Here is a 19,198-nt window from a genome sequence, read left to right as displayed (position 1 = left end):
TCCCTCCTTCGCAAATACCGATCATTCTGTAAATCTTTCACCCGTATCCTTATGAAAGAAATGAGCCTTCGATAGATCAAGCTCTACCTTCACCTTCTCATTTTCAGCAAAACGATTATCGGGATCGACGCGTGCAATGAGCAGCTTCTCCTGTCCGATGTCCAAATAAAGAAAACGATCAGCGCCCATAAGTTCATTGTCCTTATAGGTTCCGGTAATGATCGTCTCCGAAAACAAGCCTTCCAGCTTCACATTTTCCGGCCTTATACCTAATATTACCGATTTGTTTAGTTGGTTATTTCTGCGTAAAATATCCTCCATCACTTCATTTAACTTCAATTGAAAACGATTCGTATGAAACTCTAATCGCCCCTGCGGATTCTCCTGCACGCGTCCATGAATGAAATTGATTTGAGGAGAACCTATGAAGCTCGCAACAAACGTATTTGAAGGTTTGGAGTAGATCAGCTCCGGCGTATCACATTGTTGAATGACGCCGCCCTTCATCACGACAATACGGTCCGCCATCGTCATCGCTTCCACCTGGTCATGCGTAACGAATATAAAGGTTGTGCCTAATTTTTTGTGCAGCTTCGTTATTTCCATTCGCATCGTAACTCTAAGCTTGGCATCTAAGTTAGACAACGGCTCATCCATCAAAAACAGCTTTGGGTCGCGCACGATAGCTCTGCCAAGCGCCACCCGCTGGCGCTGACCGCCCGACAGCTCCTTTGGCTTGCGATTTAAATACGGCTCAATCTCCAGAATTCGGCTAGCATTTTTTACCGCCAAATCGATCTCATGCTTCGGAAGCTTGCGCATCCTCAGTCCAAACGCAATATTCTCGTATACACTTAGATTGGGGTAGAGGGCATAGTTCTGGAAAACCATCGAAATATCACGGTCCTTCGGAGGTAGCTTATTGACGAGCTGCTCTCCAATATAAATCTCGCCTTCGGAGATCTCTTCAAGCCCCGCAATCATTCTTAATGTCGTCGATTTGCCGCAGCCGGAAGGACCGACGAATACGATAAATTCCTTATCTTTAATTTCCAACTGAAAATCCTGCACAACCGCGTGCTTGTCTTTCCCATATCTTTTGTATAGATGATTAATCGTTACTCCCGCCATGCTTACCGCCTCCCATCCGAACTTGATAAAAAAATGAGGATATCACACACTGCTCTGATATCCTCCATTGATACGGTAGAATGTATTTAATTATAGAATTAGCTCGTAATGGCTTCCTTTGCCGGCTCCAAATTGGAGGTTGCTTCATCAGCCTTCGCCAGTTCCTCAGCGCTTAGTTTAACATCCCAGCTTTTTGCAGCTTCCGTAATATGCTCAAGCTTCGAAGCGCCTAGAATCGCCGAAGTAATGCCAGGTCGGCTCAGTACCCAAGACAATGCGTATTGCGCTTGAGTAAGGCCCTTTTCTTCCGCCAGAGGTCTAATCGCCTCAGCAACTGGAATTGCATTTTTCTTCAAAAGCTCCTCCAGCCTTTGCTCGCCTGCCGCAAGCCGTGATCCTTCAGGCGGCGCTTCTCCAACCCTATACTTGCCAGAGAGTATTCCTCTGCCAAGCGGACTATAAACGATAACGCCAACTTGCTCCGACTGCACAAAAGGTATAATTTCCTTCTCAATTTCACGCGAGATGATGCTGTATTCCGGTTGGAGACTTTCAAAGCGATGCAGGCTATGCAGCGCGCTTATACCGTGAGCCTTCGCAAGCTGCCATGCAGCAAAATTAGAAGCGCCTATGTATCTTACTTTCCCTTGACGCACCAGATCATCTAAAGCTCGAAGCGTTTCTTCAAGGGGGGTATTAGGATCAAATCGATGTACCTGATACAGATCCAAATAATCGGTTTTCAACCGTTTCAAGCTGTCTTCAACAGCCTTGTAAATATGATAGCGGCTTTGCCCCGAATCATTCACCCCTTCGCCTACGCGGCCATGAACTTTCGTTGCCAGCACGATTTGGTGACGCCTTTCCTTTAACAAATTGCCCAGTATACGTTCCGACTCGCCTTCCCCGTATACATTAGCAGTGTCCACAAGGTTAATGCCATGATCCAGCGCCGCATCCAAAATCGTTGCAGATGCTTCCTCATCAATCCATCTTCCAAACGCCATCGTACCTAAGCTCACCTCAGAAACTTTTAGTCCTGTTCTTCCCAATTTACGATATTCCATGTTCGTTATCCTCCTCAAATTTTGTACAAAAAAAAACCGGAGACAGGTTTTGCATTTGCAAAATGTCTCCGGTTTTCCGGTCGAATATATTCATTATTAGTATGCGGCCAATGCTCTTATTACTGGAACTTCGTGTTCAGCAGCAAATTGGCTAAGCTGAGCGACCAAATTTCCTTTGCCAAAAGATAAATACTTTTGGCCTTCTTCCGCCTGCAGCTTGATCATGTGATCTAGAAACTGAATAATCATCTTCCGCCGGCCTTTAATTCCAGCATAACCGTTGTCATACAGCCATTGATCAATGGTATTGTAGACACCACGGTTCAGCCTATACATTTGCAAGCAGTAATGATGAAAGGCAAGATCTGGCCATTCATATAAACTGGAGCTCCTATCGTTCTTCATACGCATCCTCTCCACTTATAAACGGTTATCTTTGCTTGCGAGCAGCAGATGGCAGCTTCTCCACCTCGTAACGGCTGCGCTCCGTCCGATCAATTTGTACAATTTGACCATTATGAATCGTAATTTGAACGATGCCATATTGAACGCCTGCCAATTGATCCTGTATTCGCTTTAACCATTCATCAGCAACCTCAACCGTTCTGGACATATTCAACATCCTCTCCAAATTTATAAGTGTTTTCAAACTAAATGTATAAGTGCCATCAAACCAAATGCATGGTCACACAGGTTTCCAGAAATGCGATTAGCCGTTTAATCTACCTTAATCTCCAATAGACTCTCAGCCAAGGGGCGACGCCCATTCGGAATTTCTTTATCGCGAAACTTTTCATCGAGCGTATCAAGTCCTCCACGATGACCGAGTGCGATGACGGCATGCAGTGCAATATGTTCAGGTACTTCTAAAATCTTGCGTGCTTCCGCTCGGTCAAATCCTCCAACGGCACGAGTCGATAGACCAAGCAGCCTCGCTTGCAGCGCCAAAGTTGCCCAAGCAGCTCCTGTATCGAAAGCATGCGACACATTCGGATTGCCATCTTGCTTAACCGCTTCAGAAGCTAGAAGCAGCAGCACAGGTGCGTGGTCTGTCCACAAGCGGTTGCCAGGCACAATGAACTTGCGGAACTGCTCATGCTCGGCTTCTTCCCTTGCCACGTAAAATCTCCATGGCTGCAAGTTGCTGGACGATGGCGCCCATCTTGCAGCTTCCAAAACCGTATAAAGCTCTTCATCGCTCACAAGCTGCTCCGAGTAGGATCGTGGCGACCATCGATTCAGAATAAGCGGGTGTACAGGATAATCAGGGCTTCTTGCATCGGCAACCTCTTTACTGTATTGCTGCTCAAGTGACTGAGCATTAGCTCCAAAACCAACATGACTCACTATCCCCATCTCCTCTTCCTTTGAATAAAAAGAAGGCGCACGACAACCGATTCGGCATTCGGTTGGCATGCGCCTCCAGTTTTCTAGCGAGCGCGACTTGCAATCAAATACAGCGAAACCATTGCCATGAATGACGATGCAAGTTGTCATTATTCATTTCCGACTAATTCAATAGGATAAATTAAATTTAACATGATGTTTTCCATCCGTCAACACTTATCGGACTAATTTATACGACTCTTTTTTTTCAAAATGGCGCCACGCTTTCGCTGCTGCCAAGGTCAAGCTTGCTTCGCCACTCGTTACTAAGCTCCCTACGCCAACTGAAAATTTTCATACTGAATTCACTAATTTATTACCTAAATCCTTAATTAACTGGATTCTTCTTATGAATTTCCCCATGATACGCAACTCCCTATGCTAACACGATTCTTGACACGGGATTAACTCTCAATTGGTACGAGAATCCCTACGCTAACTCGATTTTTTACGCGGGATTCACGCAAATGTTACCCAGCCCCTTTACTAAATCGATTCTTCACACGTAATTCCCTTCAATTGTTACGAGAATCCCTACACTAACTGGAATTTCTCCTGTTAATTCATCAAAAAGAGTCTAATTTAACTAATTACACGGAAATTCTCCCGTTAATTTTCTTCATATTCCTGAATTAGAGCTAATTTCGCCAAATTAACGGGAGGTTTTCCTGTTAGTTGAGCATTTGACTTATAAAATGAGAAATTAACAGGAGTTTTTCCTGTTAGAAGATACGATTACTCAAAACACGATTAACCTCACATATACTCACTATCAAGCAGCTTTGCTCAATCAAAAAAGCCTCCCCACCCACTTAGAACGTGGATTAGGAAGCTTCTTTATCGTACAATGAACCACCTACAACACCCTAAAAAGATCGTTCGCCAATGCCTCTGTCGTTAATTCTCTGTTTTCTTCATTCATTACGTAAAGCTTGATGCCTGGCAGCTCCTTTATCTTGTCAATTTCGGGATGGCTATCCAAGCAAATCGTGCCTATGATGAGATGCTGCGAGCTTGAAACCATGTCATAGACCATCTTCCGAAAAGGTACCGATAACATTTGCATGTAGCCAATTTCATCAATAACCGTTACCTTCTTCGTCTTCAAGGAATGTCTAATTGAAGTTAGAGCTAAATTCTCAAAAGCTTCTAACTCAACGCCATATCTTCCTATTCTTATGGAACTTGTACTATCTACACTTGCTATTCTTTCGCTTTCTCCATCCAATGTTACGACGTTAAATCCAATACGATCCGTTTCGCTCCGTATTTCTTCCGTATAAAATCCTCCAACATGCTCAGCGCCTATTCGGTTAATAAGCTGTACAATGGCAGTCGATTTGCCTACTCGCGGCTTCCCAGTCAACAAAAAACATGTTTCCATATCATTCCCTCATTCGGCGGTGCAGCATATTTTCTGCTAGGGCATATAACAAACCCACAACCGCAAATATTATAATAGAGCTATTTCTATTCAACTCGTATCCCGAGACAAAATTATCATATAAATAATGAAACATATATACGCCCACCAATCCACCAAACAGGATATAGATTGAAGCCTTAATCATTAGTGATTTCACCAGCTTATGAACAACCAAAGAGATGGGCAGCAATGTAATCGGATAAAAAAGGAAGGCGTAAACAACCATCAGCAAAACGAACGTCAGCCCGATATTACGGAGACCATAATATTCGGTTGTCATAATTTTGCTCCCCTCGAATAATTCCAAGACCACCGCTGCCGCAACAAACAATATAATCATAAAAATCCAAAGAAAAAAATGTTTGACTATCTCCAATTAAACACCGCCTTGTTTGCTTAGATAAGTATTAAACGTTTATTTAATTTACAATGTTTCACAATTGCCTTATCTGTTTTATTATTTTGATGCTTCGCTCCATTCACAAAAAAGCCCGCGCAGCGCACGGACTTCACAACGATCAGCCTTTATGGGACTAATATCATATTTTCACCTTCACTCTCCACTATCCTTCCTCCCTAAAATTGCTGTTCTATCGATTTCCACAGGTTCGATAACGTGGAATAAAAACCGTGTATCGTTTAAATAATCTCTTATATACGCCTGAGCATACGGCTGTTCTGCAATTAAACTGGCTGTTTCTCTTGGGTCTGAGGCATGATGGCAGTAATTCTCTATCATGAACATAACGAAAAAACATTCAAGCCTCTTAACATAATCCGTTTCCAGCTTTCTTACACTCTCGTAGCCTTGAATAAACAGCCAGCGATGCTTCGGATAAAGCTCTAATAGCGAGCCTGCCATATCGTACAGAAAATAACCAAAACCGCATCTGCCAAAATCAATGGGATACGGCAGATCCTCGTTAAAAACGATGTTGCCGCTATGCAAATCCGCATGAATGAGACCATAGTTATCGCCGCTTCGTTCCATTACAGCCAGTTCCGATATGATTTTCTCAGCCGCTGCTTGATACGATCTCCATGCCTCACCCGATAAAAAACATCCATAATACTGTTCCAGCTTAGCCATTTGACGACTAAAGCTCTCTGCTCCCCAAACAGGACGAACAAAATCAGAAGGCGGGACAAAATTTACAGCCGCTTTGTGAAGCCTCCCCATCATGACACCCATAAGATGAACCGTATGATCTGAAAACTCCCCGCTAGCGTGCTCGCCATCTACCCATCGCATCAGAGTAACATACGGACGACGATATCCCGCTTCCGTATCGATCTGCAAAACATACGCGCCGCTGCAGCTTGCCAGCGCTTCTGGCACATGCAAATCCTCCGATTTATTTAAGGCCTGAAGCAAAGTAACCTCAGAACGAATTTCCTCTATGCTAAGTCGATCCGAATGAATTCGAAGCAAATATTTTTCCGCTGTACCTGTCTCAATTTTATAGGTGATCGTGTCGGATAGCTGAACAAATTGAATGCTCGCCCATTCCAAGTCATACTCTTGCAGTGCCGATAACGCAACTTTCCTCGCTCGAGCTAGCAGTGATATCCTATTCTCATCTGTATCAAAACGAAAAAAATCAATCATATATTATCTCCTTCAACGGCTATAACCACCATTTCATTGTTCTTGTAATTATAATGGCTATCATGCCGTGAACCTAAGTAATAAACGTTTAGAAATCATTTAGTACACAAAATCACTCCATTATCTGCTCACCGATAACAGAGGTTTGTGATTCCATATTTGTCCGTTAATTATTCATGCATATTCATATAAAACTAACAAAAAAAAAAACGCCATTTCAGGAGCCGCCAACCCCATTCGAGGTGAGCAGTACTCCTTCTATTGACGTTTTCTATAAAACGAATGATGTTATGATAAATCAGCTTAATGCTTCGCCGCCATTTGCTTAAGCTCTGAAAGCAATTGATCAAGCTGAGCATATTCTTCTACCATCGTATGAATCTTCATATCCTGTGTTTCCATGCTGGCATGAACCTCTTCAACAGAAGCCATATTTTGTTCCGTAGTAGCTGCGATATTGAGCATTTCACTCGACATGCTCGCATAACGCTCATGCAGTTCATTGGCAGAGCTGCCAACTGAATCAGAATGCCTTTTTACAAGCTCCGTATTCTCGTTTATCTGATCAATAAGCTTCTCAACCTGCAAAGATACATCTCTGCTCGTCGTCACTGCTGCTTGACCGCTTTCTACTTGCGCGTGAACAGCACTGATTTGTGAACGAATACCCGTCAAAATTTCAGATATTTCATTCGTCGCCGCTCTCGCATTATCTGCGAGCTTGCGCACCTCGCCTGATACGACAGCAAAACCTCTGCCGTGCTCGCCTGCGCGAGCTGCTTCAATCGCAGCATTAAGTGCAAGTAGATTCGTCTGCTCAGCAATCGTACTAATCGTTTCTACAATTGAGCTTACACGATCATTTTGCTCATTGAGTTCAATCATCATGTCCACGGTATGTGTAATGATAGAGCGAACACTTTCTACCTCTGACGATAACACAGCCATTTTCTCCCGATTATTCTCCGTCAAATCTGCATTAACCGTAGAAAATTGCTTCAGCTGCTCCGTACCTTCCAAAAGCGTTTTAACCGAAGTATCAATGACCTGCGAGGATTCACTAATGTTCATAATAGTCCCTGTCTGCTTCTCGATAGCAGCCGACATTTCGGAGAATGTTGCCGTTACCTCTTTCGATATTTCTCCAGTGGAACGAACCGTCAGCTGCTGGCTGCTGCTGAACTCCGTTAATACAATAATAGAAGAGTTTAGTTTAGCGAGCAGCGCCTCTGCCATATCCTTAGAAGCTAAAGCTTCCCGTTGCTTGTCTGTTACCTGCCGCTGTAATTTGCCGCTGAAGCCCGCTGAGAATGCGAGCGCAACCGTAGCAAATAAGAGATACAAAAACAAATAAACAAGCGATTCGTTTGGGAATAGCTTAGGCTGCAGCACAGGATCAAAAAATAAATATGTGCTTACTGCGGCTCCCAAAACACCTGTCAAAATAATTGGTCTATAGTCTGCGTAAAGAGTAATGATTGCGAGGTTTACATAAACTAAAAAGTATGTGCTCACAATAGGATTCGGATCCGATACGATTAATAAAGTAACGATAATGGTCAATATACAGGGTACAAAAAATTTAATAGATTGTGTAAAAATGCCACGGTATGTCATGAAAGTAGCTGCACCGCACAAAAATATACCGACTCCCGCAAGAAGAAGAACCATCTTTGCATCAAGCCCAATAGCAAGATCTGTAACGATCCCGAGAGCAAGTAAACTCCACAGGATTTTTATTAACAATCGATTCCGTTTGTCTAGTTCTGTTAATTCTTTTTTCATGACATTTCCGCCTTTTCTGAGTTAACTCATGTTTTCATACGTTTAAACGGTACGTCCAGTTCCTCCTGCACCGTTTGCAGCCAAAACCGCTTCTTGCGGATAGACGAGCCATTCATAACTATTTTTGTTGCGATACATCTTTTCCATATCGAACAATACAGGAATGACGTCATCTCCCTTATAGAACACCTTCTCTCCTACTTTTTCTAATGGTACTTGATATGAAATGCGAAGTGCCCTCATAAATTTTGGCTCAAGCAAAGAGACAAAATATTTCAGCTGCAGTTTCTCTGCTATGTAGACTGCCGACGAGAGCAAATCTGAGATATGCCTTCCTCTATAGGATCGGAGCAGTGCAATTTTGTCAATTTCAGCTACAGCGTCGCCTGCTTCAATAATTTTCGGATGCGTTTGAAACGGACCTGCATCGTTAATGGAGCTTGAAGTCAAGCAATAGGGCTTAATTTCAGATGTCCCTACATAATGTCCTTCCTCTGTCACAATGACGAATCTCTCAAGAGTGTGTTCAGAAAATTCAAGTTCAAAACCTTTCTCCATCCAGACGGTTGTCCAAATGCCGTTAAACATAGCCAGCTCCAGCTCATTCTCCACTCGTTTAAACATGATTTCTCTCCTCTATCTCTCTATTTTTGCGAGTTTCTACATAGGTGAAATAGGCAGGCAATTTTTTTATCGGAATAATTAACTCAATAATTAACCAATTTAAGAGAATAAATATATTATTTTTAAAAACTTTTCTAAAGCTTCTTCCAATTTTTCATCTTACTAAATATAAACGCCCTCCTTCTCAATCTTTTTATATAAATTATTCCATGCAATCGATTTACTCAACGTTCATATCACATAATTCCTAGCAAGTAAGTGAGAAATCGAAACAAATCGTAGCATCGTCTCCCTTTAATTGTCAATAGTTTCCTTATTTTTTTGTTTCAAATCGTTTGTTTTCGTTTATATATAACTAAGAAAAACAAACAACGTTGATCAACTTGATCGACAAATACAAATCGAGGAGAGATGACAAATGTCACGAGAAAACTCTAGTAACGGCGTATTGATTGGCGCAATCGTAGGAGGTGCTATCGGTGCTATTTCAGCTCTGCTGTTCGCACCAAAAACAGGTGCAAACCTGCGGGAGGATCTCTCCAACAAGTTCAAGACGATTAGCGAAAAGACAAAGGAAATTGCCACTACGGTGGGAAATAATACAAAGGATTTAGCAGCTGCCGTCGGACAAAACACGAAGGATATAGCAACTAATATCAAAGAGGAAGCTTGCGACTTGGTAGATCACGCCAAAAAATCAAATCAGCATATTATGGATTCCATTTCCTCTGCTAAAGATGATGTCAAGGATGGACTTGCAACAACTGGGAGGTAATGAAATGAAAGACGAGCTTGAATCAACTACAAATTCAATGGCACCTACAGAAGAAGAGATGATTAAGCTTGGCGAGGATATGGAGAACATGGAAACCAATGCACAAGTCATTGAGAATGGCATGGTACCCGATCCGGTTCAATAACAATAAGGCTTATAACAAAAACCCCCTTTCCATCAAGATGGAAAGGGGGTTTTAATATATTAAAAAATAATAAAAGTGCTTTACATTCCAAATTCAGCACTATGATCTGCGAGCAGTACCTTCAGCTTCTCAATCGCCCGCTTTTGTATACGAGAAACGCTCATCTGCGATACGCCAAGCTGATCGGCTATATCACGCTGAGATTGACCATTATGATAAGCAAGAATGAGTACCTTCTTCTCCTCTGCTTTCAGTTGATCCATCGCCTCCTCCAAGTCTAGACGATTATCAACATTCTGATAATCGTCCTTGTCTGAGCCAATTAGATCGCCTATAGTAGCAGCGCTTTCCCCTTCGCTTGATAATGGAGTATCAAGCGATACATAATGATAGGATTCGCGGCAAGAGAGTATCTCTATCGTTTCTTCCACCGAAAGACCCAAATGAACCGCAATTTCTTCCATTTTGGGCGAGTGGCCGAGCTCGACGGTTAAGTGATCGATGGCTTGCTGAATCAGCAAGCCTTTTTCTTTAATCCGTCTCGGCACCTGGATATACCAAGACTTGTCTCGCAAATAGTTTTTCAAATGCCCGATAATGCTCTTCATTGCATATCCCTCAAACGGGATTTCACGCGAGCTGTCATACTGCCTAAATAAACGCAGCATAGACAACTGACCGACTTGGTATAAATCCTCATAAAGATCTGGTCTGCTTCGCGACATCTTTGCAGCTGCCATCTTCACAATGGGCTCAAAATGCTGCAGCAATACGGTTGCAACTTCATTACAATTCGATTGCTGATATAATTTTATTTTTTCAATCATATGTTCTGGATCCAGGAAGGATGAATTTGCGTTCATGCCATCTCCTCTTTCCTACCAAATAGCTTGGTCAAAATTACCTCGGTGCCTCTCTCAGAAAACACTTCCACTTTATCCATCAATGCATGCATCATAAACAGCCCAAGTCCGCCAGCCGTTACTTCACTTAATTCTTTATTGTGCAGAGACTCGGTTTTGCTTGCGGATGGCTCATATTTAAAGCTCGTACCCTCGTCCTTAATGCGAATAGAAAGCCCTTCTTCCTCAAGCTCAAAGCTAATATCCACTACACCAGGCTGGCTATTGCTGTACGCATGGAGTACAACATTCGTACAAGCCTCGGTTACAGCAACCTTCATATCTTCAATTTCCTCATAGGAGAAACCTGCTTTGTTCGCAACGCCAAATAATGTAAGTCTAACAATATCAACAAATTCTGCTCTCGCCGGAATCGATAAACGAATGAATGAGTTCATAGTCGCTTCTGTCCTCTCTTCTATGTTCCTATTATAGCTTATATTTTCTTAACTTTATTCCATATCCTTATTGTGGAAATCGCACCATCATATATCGTACTTATTAAGCTAGGTTCTGACGCTGGTTTCTTCTTGCCTTCACCTTTTATGGAAGCAACTACGCTTGCTGCCGATTCCTTAGCCGCTCCAGTAAATGAGTGCAAGGCGTGACCAAGATCATTGACGGATGCGAACAACACATCGAGCGAGCTTAGTTTCGTTCGTACATCAAGTGTCATTGCATTCGTATTATGAATAGCCTCCTTCACCTCAACACTAATTTGCGTCACTTCGGTTCGCAGCGAGCCAACGGTTTGTCTCATTTCATCAAGCGCACCTCGCAATACTTTCAACGTTTGAATTAGTGAATACAAGAGAACAAGAAAAGCAATCGCTATAACCGCAATACTGATTTGCATAAGTAGATCCATCGGTCATCACTTCCTTTTTTTCATTACATACCCGCTATTTCATTCTTTGAAACAAAATGTGGTTTTTCTCATATAAGAGGCAGGAATATTCTATACTCCCTTTCATGCTATAATAAAGAGAGACTGTTACTAGAATTCTTTCATATAAAGGAGTTTATTCTATTGGGTAATTTACGTTTCAAAATCCGCTCAAAGATTTTACTCGGCTATTTTCTGATCATACTCTGCTTGGGCGTTTCCATCCTTGTCGTCAGCGAGAGAATATCATCCTTGCAAACAGAAATCGAGTCAATTACAAGTCGAGACATCGAAGTGCATAATTTGATTACCAGTATTCGCTATAATGTCGTAAGCATGGAGACTAGCCAGCGTGGTTATGTGATTACGGGCAACGACCTTTATTTGGAGCCCTATATTCGTGGAAAAAGCGAATGGGAAGCCAACTATAACGCACTGTACCAGTATTTGTCCGATAATCCAACTACTCTCAAAAGTATGGAAGAAATAAAACTGACCATACAAAATTGGATCGAAATTGCCGGTGAGCCTACTTTAACCATGCGCAAAAATAACGATACGCAAGGTATTATTGATTTCTATAATGACGATATTGGAAAAGACCAAATTGATTCTCTTCGGATACAGTTAGAAACCTTGCGACAGAATGAAATCACTTCAACTAAAGAGCATATTGCTGAATTGGAAAATAGAAATGACATACTCATTATTAGCTTGTATCTCATGCTGCTTATTGTGTCAGTTATTGCTTTCATCATCGTTTCATTTGTTTCCGGCGCAATCGTCAAAACGATCCAACAGGTTGTGAAGACGATAAACGATATCGCATCCTCCGGAGGGGATTTATCCACTCGTATTAAAGTAAATACAAGAGATGAAATTAAAGATCTCGCTGAAGCTACCAATAGTTTGCTTGATAATATAAACGACCAAGATTGGATCAAAACAAAAGTTGCCGAGGTGGCAACTATGAATCAAGGCATTAATGATACCTCAACGCTAGCAGATTCGTTTCTCACGAAGCTTGCTCCAATTCTAGGTGCAGCCTATGGCTTATTTTATCTCCGCCAAGGTGCAGGCGAGCAGCAGAGACTTGTGAAAATGGCTTCCTATGCAGCCCATGGCGATCAGTCAGGACTAGAAAGCTTCCGATTGGGCGAAGGCCTTATCGGTCAAGCGGCAGTGGAGAAACGTACGTTTTTGTTGAACACGGCTCCAGAGCATCGAATTAACTTAACCTCGGGTCTTGGAACGCTTCAGCCTAAGAGCATCCTAATCGTGCCTTTCGAGTATGAAGGCAAAGTAGTAGCTGTCGTTGAATTTGCTTCCACCGAGTCGTTCACTTCTCAGCACTTAAAGCTGCTTGAGCAAATCGATACTCATTTTGGCGTTGCGATTAACAGCGTTGTTGGCCGAATGGAAATCGAGAGGCTGCTTAGCGAATCGCAAGTGATGACGGAGGAGCTTCAAACGCAAACCGAGGAGCTGCAGACACAATCTGAAGAGCTTCAGATGCAGCAAGAGGAAATGCGCATGACTACCGAGCATTTAGAGGAACAGAATCTATTTGCCGAACAGAAAACAAAGGAATTGGAAAAAGCAAAAGAAGAGCTCGAGGCCTATTCGGAGCAGCTTAAACAAAGCTCGCAGTACAAATCCAATTTCTTGGCTAATATGTCGCATGAGCTTCGTACTCCATTAAACAGCATCTTAATTCTCTCTCAGCTCCTTGCGGAAAATGAGAACCATACGCTTAATTCGGATGAAGAAGGGTATGCTAAAGTCATTAATACATCCGGTAAAGATCTATTAACACTAATAGATGACATTCTTGATTTGTCTAAAGTCGAGGCCGGAAAACTCATCTTGACGATGGATGAAGTAAACGTAAGTGAAATTCCTGAACATATGAAGCTGCTATTCCAACCTGTCGCTGAGCAGAAAGAAATAGCTTTCCATATTAACGTCAATGCTAATGTACCTCAATTGCTTTATACAGATGGTCAGCGGCTGCAGCAAATTTTAAAAAATCTACTGTCCAATGCTTTTAAATTTACGGAAAAAGGATCAGTTACTCTCGACATCCAAAAGGCTGGCTCGCATGAAGTAGAAAAACTTGTACCAGCACATATAAATAAAGACGTTTTGGCCATATCTGTAACCGACACCGGAATAGGCATTCCACTGGATAAACAGCAGCTAATATTTGAAGCGTTCCAGCAGGTCGATGGCGAAACGAATCGTCAATATGGCGGAACAGGTTTAGGTTTATCCATTTGCAATGAATTTACTAAGCTTTTGGGCGGCAGTATCGTCCTTGAAAGCTCGCCAAAAAAAGGGAGTACTTTTACTCTCTACGTACCAAGTCTGCCTGATATGGAGAAAGAACAGCTTGTATCCCTTCATCAAGAGGTTGCAGCAGCTTCAGAAACTGTGGTCATCGATGCCTCACCTGATATTGCCGATGATCATAACATTTCTGACTTATCGGAAGATGAATGCACTCTATTTAAAGGGAAAAAGGTACTGCTCGTCGAGGATGATTCCCGTAATGTATTCGCTCTCGTCAAAGCGCTTGAGAACAAAGCATTTAACGTAACCGTGGCAAGCAATGGTAGACAATGCTTGGACATTATAAAAGAACAATCCGACTTCGATATTGTGCTCATGGACATTATGATGCCAATTATGGATGGTTTTGAAACGATGAAAATCATACGTCAGGATACCGAAATGAAGGATACGCCAATTATTGCGCTTACGGCGAAAGCGATGAAAAGCGATCGCGACAAATGTTTGGAAGCCGGTGCTTCCGATTATATTAGCAAACCTCTAAATATGGACCAGCTTTTCTCGCTGATGCGGGTATGGTTGACGAAGCAGGTGGGCAATTGACCAGTCAAGGAAATGAAGAAGCGGTAGATTATAATGAATTAACGCTCGATGATCTGGAACGAATCGAAATCGATTTGTTATTGGACGGTATTTACCGCGTCTATGGTTATGACTTCCGCAATTACTTGCGTTCATCGCTTCGCAGACGCATTACGCATCGAATGAATCTTGAAGGCTTGCCCACGATCACCTCTCTCCTTGAGAAGGTGCTCCATGAGCCTGGATTTATTCATATATTGCTTAATGATTTCTCCATACGAGTAACGGAAATGTTCCGTGATCCAAATTTTTTTGCTGCGTTCCGCAAGGATGTTATTCCTTTTCTTAGGAACCTTCCTGAAATTCGCATTTGGCATGCGGGCTGTGCGACTGGAGAAGAGGTTTATTCGATGGCTATTCTGCTCCAAGAGGAGGGCTTGCTGGATAAAGCGAAGATTTATGCAACGGATATGAATGAGCATGTTATCGAGAGTGCAAAACAAGGAAAGTTCCCACTCAAACGAATGCAAGGATTCACCAAAAATTACTTGCAGGCTGGCGGTACAAAAGAATTTTCCTCTTATTATACGACTGATTATGAGCATGCCTTATTCCACCCTTATATCAAAGAAAATATGATGTTTGCCCAGCATAACTTGGCAACGGATCGTTCTTTCAATGAGTTTCATGTTATTTTGTGCCGGAACGTTCTCATTTATTTTGACCCAGATCTGCAAAGCCGTGTTCATACTTTGTTTTTTGAAAGCCTCGCTCTACAAGGCTTCTTGGCACTAGGCAATATGGAATCATTAATCTCGGTTCATAAAATCAAATACGAGGATTTTAATCAGTCAGAACGAATTTTCCGCAAAATAAGTAATTAGCTAAAGCTGCTTCAGCTCACGAAACAAATAAGAGCCAAAATCCTTTCCTAAGGATTTTGGCTCTTTCCGTTTTAACGTATGGATGATTTCGTTTGTCTCCTATCGGCTGATCGAAACCGAACCTGCTGCTTTAATCGAGGCGCTAATCGTTAATTTTTTCGCTAGGCATTGCAGCTCCTCCGCCGTTCCTTCGAATGGCTTGAGAGCAAGGCATAATTGCAATAAAGCAGCTTTTGCTGCCTCTTCTGCGAGATATGCATCTTGCAAAATAAAGTGAGCAACCTGATAGGCGTATGGCTCAACTCCTTTTAATTGCTGGAGCTTGCAAGGTGTTAGAATGGCTCTGCTCATAACATTTCCTCATCAATTTATTTTTCCGACGATTTCCAAATTGTTTAAATGTAAATTCTCCTTTAATTCTTCTGGTGTTTGCTTGTCATTACCGATTTCAACAACACGGCCAGTGTAGAGCAACTCCCCTGTTGCAAGATCGAGCACAGATGCTCCGGCAACATCTGTATGTTGGGTCATAACGTATACACGGTTTGAATTAATTAACAGAAATTTGATCTCGTCTACGTTCAACTGTTCTGCGGATAATTTGGCATAAGCTTGCTCGAATTTATTAGTTGATAAATGATACCGCGATATGGTGATGTGTTCAGGTCCACTTTCTGCTACATAATATTCATCGCCCTGCAGACTCGTCCACGCTTCCTTAATAACTAAATTAGTCAATTCAGTCATTAAGCCCGTACGGTAGGAATAGGCAAAATATTTCTCGCTTAGCGTTTCTGGCACCTTGTTCGCTTCTCGATCTTCTTGGCTAATTTTCTCTTCCCTTACAATAAAGAGTACTCTCTCGAGAGGAGTACTGTATTGGCCACTTGAATCCCCCATATGCCCAATTTGGATTTGAACGTCTTTATTTTTACTTGTGGACTTGATGCCCAGTGACTCGATATTCGTATTACGCAGCAGCTTCCCGCTTTTCATATCAATGACAAATATCTCGTATCTGCTGCTCTCGTTGTCGTAATCATATGTACTGACGAGCAAATGAATCTCTTCATCAACCCGCTGAACATCCACTAAATTCATATAATTATTGCTGAAATTGTTCACTCTTGTCGTTTTCACAGCTTTCGGGAGCTCATAAGTCACTTTAAGCTTCGATACTTTGTCTGTTGATTCTTCAAGCAGCTGCAGCTGAAATACCGCCATTGCGGCTTCTGAGCCCTTTTTTTCTGCTTTAACTTCTGCATAGACAACCCACTCCTCGTCTCTGTAAAAGCCTTGTGCATTAAGTTTACCCCGCATAAATGACTTATGGTCTTTTATCATTTGCTTAATGTCAGGCTGCTTATAGAACCATGAGTCTCCGCTAAGCACATTTTTACGCATATTTTCGTTCGACCTGTAATATTCGCTTCCTTTGAAATTAATATTTAGAGCTTCGGAGCGTCTCTCTAAATATTGAGAGCCTGATAATTCGATAACAGCGCCTTCCTTGGCATCGCCTTGTATCGTTTCCAGCTTATAATCAGGCAAGAAATCTAATCTGCCATATGAATAATAAGTGGCTATTCCGCTTACAACGAGCACAACCATTAAGATCGATAACCAATAACGTCTCATGAACATTCTCCTTACACCGTAATCTTTTTGGCCATCAGCCGCATGCCGAGCCACACCGAAATGCCGAGCACAAGAATGCACAGGGTTAGCCCAAGCGCAAATATTTCATAGGGATACAAATAACTATAGTACTGATCCATATACAAAAATAAAAATGGAGCTGCCACAACGAACACACAACCGGCCAAATAAAGCACGCCATACAAAATGCCTAAACGGCGATAGCTTCGCTCCAGCAAAATGGCAGTAAACACAGCGACTACAACGATGGCTCCAAAGCCGTATAAATAAACAAACTGTTCAAACTGCTGCGGAATAAGCCATACAAGTGCTTGATTGCTGATGATCGCTTCAACGATATGGGAGTCTATTCGCTGATCAGCCGGAACGATGAGGTTGAATACGATATGCTGAACCTTGAGCAATAATAATTGAAACGAAATAAACGCAAGAACGAACAGGAGAAATGCCGATATTTTGGCTAAATAAAGATTCCTTCTAGGCGTTGGCAGCATTAGCAATCGATATACAAAAGTAGAACGGCCAAACCAATCACGGTACCAGATAACAAAAACATATAAGGCAAGTACACCTATACAAAGGAACATCGGCAAAATATAACCCATCTGCGAGCTGAAAATGGCCCATTCAAACGATAAATATTGAGGAGAAAAACCACCCAGGAGACTCTTGTCTACGGTCTCTAACAACAGCTTTTCTCGAAATGACAATTCTTTGGTCGTTGCCCAAATGAGCGAAGCAAATTGGGTAATCGCAACAATTGCCATTAGAATAGCGAGCACCCAGCGGAAACGATGTACTTCCATATGAACAAGCTTCAAATAACGGTTCATCCTCGGTACACCTCCCTCATCACATCAATGACTGATTTCCCTTGCTCGCTGCGCATTTCTTCGCAGTAGAACTCTCGGTTAATTTTTCCGTTCTGCAATAATATAGCTTTATCAATGAGCTGCTCCATCTCTCCGATTTCATGCGTTGTGAGCAAAACGCCACGCCCCTCAATCAATTCGCTCGTAAACACGTCCACTATCGTTTCTCTGCTGAACAAGTCAATGCCGGAAAACGGTTCGTCCATTAAGATATAATCAGCATCTTGTCCCAACCCCAGCATGAGATTGAATTTAGCGGCAGTTCCTTTCGAAAGGTTCCCGATTTTTTCCGAATACTCCAGCTTAAAAAACTGCATGAGCTCACTTGCGCGTTTTGGATTCCAGCTTTCATAAAAGTCAGCCATAAACCTGATCGCTTCGGATATTTTCATGCTGGTTGGCATCGTCAAATGGTCGGGCACGAACGCTATTTTCTCATACAAGCTTGGACTTAAAAGTTGTTCATCAATAAGGATCGAGCCTGCCGATATAGGAGTCAGTCCCATGATTGCCTTCAGAATCGTTGACTTACCGGCTCCATTCCCGCCGATAAGGCAAGCGATTTCTCCTTTTTGCACGGTAAAAGAAACGCCACTCAGAACATCACGGCGTCGATACCGCTTATGTATATCTTTTACCTCAATCATGCTCCGGCTCACCTTCCTCATATTTGTTCTTTACCAGCTGCAGCAGTTCTTCGATGGGTACATCAATTTTGCGCACCGACGCCACAAAAGCACCTATCGCCTCGCCAATGAGCTCCGATCTTATTTGATTCAGCAGTTCTTTATCATTCGTAATTCGGCTAGGTGAGTTTCCTTCCGTAATAATCAATTGCTGCTCCTCCATTTCCTTATATGCTTTCTGTACCGTATTGGGATTAATTTTCATAAGCGTGCCCAGCTCCCTTCTGGAGGGAGTTTCCTGGCCAGCGGCAAGCTTGCCCGTAGCGATTCGTTCTTTAAAATGACGGACCACCTGCAAATAAACAGGGTCCCGATTATTGAACGCAACTTCCGTCCAGCCTTCAATCGTGTTCATAGTCATACCTCACATTCATCGCAAATGTGTATTACGCGCGTAATACACTTCATAAGCGTATTATGCATGTAATACACTTGGAAGTCAATGGGAAATTATCCAGCAGCTCTAGATCAGAATCAAAAAAAAAAA

22 protein-coding genes are annotated in these 19,198 nt (G+C 42.3%); 4 read left to right on the top strand and 18 right to left on the bottom strand.

Annotated elements, in window-relative coordinates:
• Positions 1–21 precede the first annotated feature (21 nt).
• The 10 genes from ACIFSR_RS20455 to ACIFSR_RS20410 all read right to left on the bottom strand — a co-directional run bounded on the left by ACIFSR_RS20455 (position 22) and on the right by ACIFSR_RS20410 (position 9,028).
• Positions 22–1,131 carry an ABC transporter ATP-binding protein gene (locus ACIFSR_RS20455; protein ID WP_339204722.1) on the bottom strand — a complete coding sequence of 370 codons (1,110 nt, stop codon included), beginning with the start codon at positions 1,129–1,131 and terminating at the stop codon, positions 22–24.
• A gap of 98 nt (positions 1,132–1,229) precedes the next feature.
• On the bottom strand, positions 1,230–2,198 hold the full coding sequence (locus tag ACIFSR_RS20450; RefSeq protein WP_430059584.1) for an aldo/keto reductase: 969 nt from the start codon (positions 2,196–2,198) through the stop codon (positions 1,230–1,232).
• 96 nt (positions 2,199–2,294) lie between these two features.
• Positions 2,295–2,603 carry a hypothetical protein gene (locus ACIFSR_RS20445; RefSeq protein ID WP_430059582.1) on the bottom strand — a complete coding sequence of 103 codons (309 nt, stop codon included), beginning with the start codon at positions 2,601–2,603 and terminating at the stop codon, positions 2,295–2,297.
• A 25-nt stretch (positions 2,604–2,628) separates the two neighbouring features.
• The gene (locus tag ACIFSR_RS20440) at positions 2,629–2,811 is read right to left on the bottom strand and encodes a YezD family protein (RefSeq protein ID WP_076269036.1); all 183 of its coding nucleotides are present in this window, start codon (positions 2,809–2,811) and stop codon (positions 2,629–2,631) included.
• 104 nt (positions 2,812–2,915) lie between these two features.
• On the bottom strand, positions 2,916–3,695 hold the full coding sequence (locus ACIFSR_RS20435) for a nitroreductase family protein (RefSeq protein ID WP_430059580.1): 780 nt from the start codon (positions 3,693–3,695) through the stop codon (positions 2,916–2,918).
• Between the two features lie 745 nt (positions 3,696–4,440).
• Positions 4,441–4,968 carry a nucleoside-triphosphatase gene (locus ACIFSR_RS20430; RefSeq protein ID WP_430059578.1) on the bottom strand — a complete coding sequence of 176 codons (528 nt, stop codon included), beginning with the start codon at positions 4,966–4,968 and terminating at the stop codon, positions 4,441–4,443.
• Between the two features lies 1 nt (position 4,969).
• The gene (locus ACIFSR_RS20425; protein ID WP_076269040.1) at positions 4,970–5,386 is read right to left on the bottom strand and encodes a hypothetical protein; all 417 of its coding nucleotides are present in this window, start codon (positions 5,384–5,386) and stop codon (positions 4,970–4,972) included.
• A gap of 177 nt (positions 5,387–5,563) precedes the next feature.
• Positions 5,564–6,619 (bottom strand): phosphotransferase enzyme family protein, encoded by a 1,056-nt coding sequence (locus tag ACIFSR_RS20420; RefSeq protein ID WP_430059576.1) that lies wholly within the window; start codon positions 6,617–6,619, stop codon positions 5,564–5,566.
• 303 nt (positions 6,620–6,922) lie between these two features.
• Positions 6,923–8,404 (bottom strand): methyl-accepting chemotaxis protein, encoded by a 1,482-nt coding sequence (locus ACIFSR_RS20415; protein WP_430059574.1) that lies wholly within the window; start codon positions 8,402–8,404, stop codon positions 6,923–6,925.
• A gap of 42 nt (positions 8,405–8,446) precedes the next feature.
• A complete protein-coding gene (locus ACIFSR_RS20410) occupies positions 8,447–9,028 on the bottom strand; it encodes a GNAT family N-acetyltransferase (protein ID WP_430059573.1) in 582 nt (193 codons plus the stop codon).
• Positions 9,029–9,446: 418 nt separating this feature from the next.
• On the opposite strand from ACIFSR_RS20410, the gene ACIFSR_RS20405 reads away from it, so the two are divergent.
• A complete protein-coding gene (locus ACIFSR_RS20405) occupies positions 9,447–9,803 on the top strand; it encodes a YtxH domain-containing protein (RefSeq protein ID WP_430059571.1) in 357 nt (118 codons plus the stop codon).
• Between the two features lie 4 nt (positions 9,804–9,807).
• The gene (locus ACIFSR_RS20400) at positions 9,808–9,948 is read left to right on the top strand and encodes a hypothetical protein (protein WP_339204731.1); all 141 of its coding nucleotides are present in this window, start codon (positions 9,808–9,810) and stop codon (positions 9,946–9,948) included.
• An 80-nt stretch (positions 9,949–10,028) separates the two neighbouring features.
• Here ACIFSR_RS20400 and ACIFSR_RS20395 read toward each other — a convergent pair whose 3' ends face one another.
• Genes ACIFSR_RS20395 through ACIFSR_RS20385 form a run of 3 tightly spaced genes read right to left on the bottom strand, consistent with a single transcriptional unit; the run spans position 10,029 to position 11,718 of the window.
• Positions 10,029–10,811 carry a sigma-70 family RNA polymerase sigma factor gene (locus ACIFSR_RS20395; protein WP_339204732.1) on the bottom strand — a complete coding sequence of 261 codons (783 nt, stop codon included), beginning with the start codon at positions 10,809–10,811 and terminating at the stop codon, positions 10,029–10,031.
• Positions 10,808–11,248 carry an anti-sigma B factor RsbW gene (gene rsbW / locus ACIFSR_RS20390; protein WP_339204733.1) on the bottom strand — a complete coding sequence of 147 codons (441 nt, stop codon included), beginning with the start codon at positions 11,246–11,248 and terminating at the stop codon, positions 10,808–10,810. Before rsbW ends, ACIFSR_RS20395 begins: the two co-directional genes overlap by 4 nt.
• 38 nt (positions 11,249–11,286) lie before the next feature.
• Entirely contained in the window at positions 11,287–11,718 is a 432-nt protein-coding gene (locus ACIFSR_RS20385; protein ID WP_076269047.1) for a DUF948 domain-containing protein, read from the bottom strand.
• Positions 11,719–11,880: 162 nt separating this feature from the next.
• On the opposite strand from ACIFSR_RS20385, the gene ACIFSR_RS20380 reads away from it, so the two are divergent.
• Positions 11,881–14,631 carry a response regulator gene (locus tag ACIFSR_RS20380; RefSeq protein WP_430059568.1) on the top strand — a complete coding sequence of 917 codons (2,751 nt, stop codon included), beginning with the start codon at positions 11,881–11,883 and terminating at the stop codon, positions 14,629–14,631.
• Complete coding sequence (locus tag ACIFSR_RS20375) at positions 14,604–15,494, top strand: CheR family methyltransferase (RefSeq protein ID WP_430059566.1); 891 nt, start codon at positions 14,604–14,606, stop codon at positions 15,492–15,494. The genes ACIFSR_RS20380 and ACIFSR_RS20375 overlap by 28 nt, the downstream gene beginning before the upstream one ends.
• A gap of 99 nt (positions 15,495–15,593) precedes the next feature.
• Here the strand turns inward: ACIFSR_RS20375 and ACIFSR_RS20370 are convergent, their stop codons facing one another.
• Genes ACIFSR_RS20370 through ACIFSR_RS20350 form a run of 5 tightly spaced genes read right to left on the bottom strand, consistent with a single transcriptional unit; the run spans position 15,594 to position 19,066 of the window.
• Positions 15,594–15,845, bottom strand: a complete 252-nt coding sequence (locus ACIFSR_RS20370; protein ID WP_430059564.1) for a hypothetical protein — start codon at positions 15,843–15,845, stop codon at positions 15,594–15,596.
• 12 nt (positions 15,846–15,857) lie between these two features.
• Positions 15,858–17,132, bottom strand: coding sequence for a hypothetical protein (locus tag ACIFSR_RS20365; RefSeq protein WP_430059562.1), 1,275 nt, complete (start codon positions 17,130–17,132; stop codon positions 15,858–15,860).
• A gap of 11 nt (positions 17,133–17,143) precedes the next feature.
• Positions 17,144–17,986: a hypothetical protein gene (locus ACIFSR_RS20360; RefSeq protein WP_430059560.1), complete on the bottom strand. Its 843-nt coding sequence runs from the start codon at positions 17,984–17,986 to the stop codon at positions 17,144–17,146.
• Positions 17,983–18,672 (bottom strand): ABC transporter ATP-binding protein, encoded by a 690-nt coding sequence (locus ACIFSR_RS20355; protein ID WP_430059558.1) that lies wholly within the window; start codon positions 18,670–18,672, stop codon positions 17,983–17,985. Before ACIFSR_RS20355 ends, ACIFSR_RS20360 begins: the two co-directional genes overlap by 4 nt.
• Positions 18,665–19,066, bottom strand: coding sequence for a GntR family transcriptional regulator (locus tag ACIFSR_RS20350; RefSeq protein WP_430059556.1), 402 nt, complete (start codon positions 19,064–19,066; stop codon positions 18,665–18,667). Before ACIFSR_RS20350 ends, ACIFSR_RS20355 begins: the two co-directional genes overlap by 8 nt.
• Positions 19,067–19,198: the final 132 nt, after the last annotated feature.

It is taken from the genome of Paenibacillus sp. NRS-1760, from assembly GCF_050467785.1.
Lineage (GTDB): Bacteria > Bacillota > Bacilli > Paenibacillales > Paenibacillaceae > Pristimantibacillus.
Note: the sequence above shows the minus strand (reverse complement) of the source record. Positions and strands in the feature narration are given on the sequence as shown.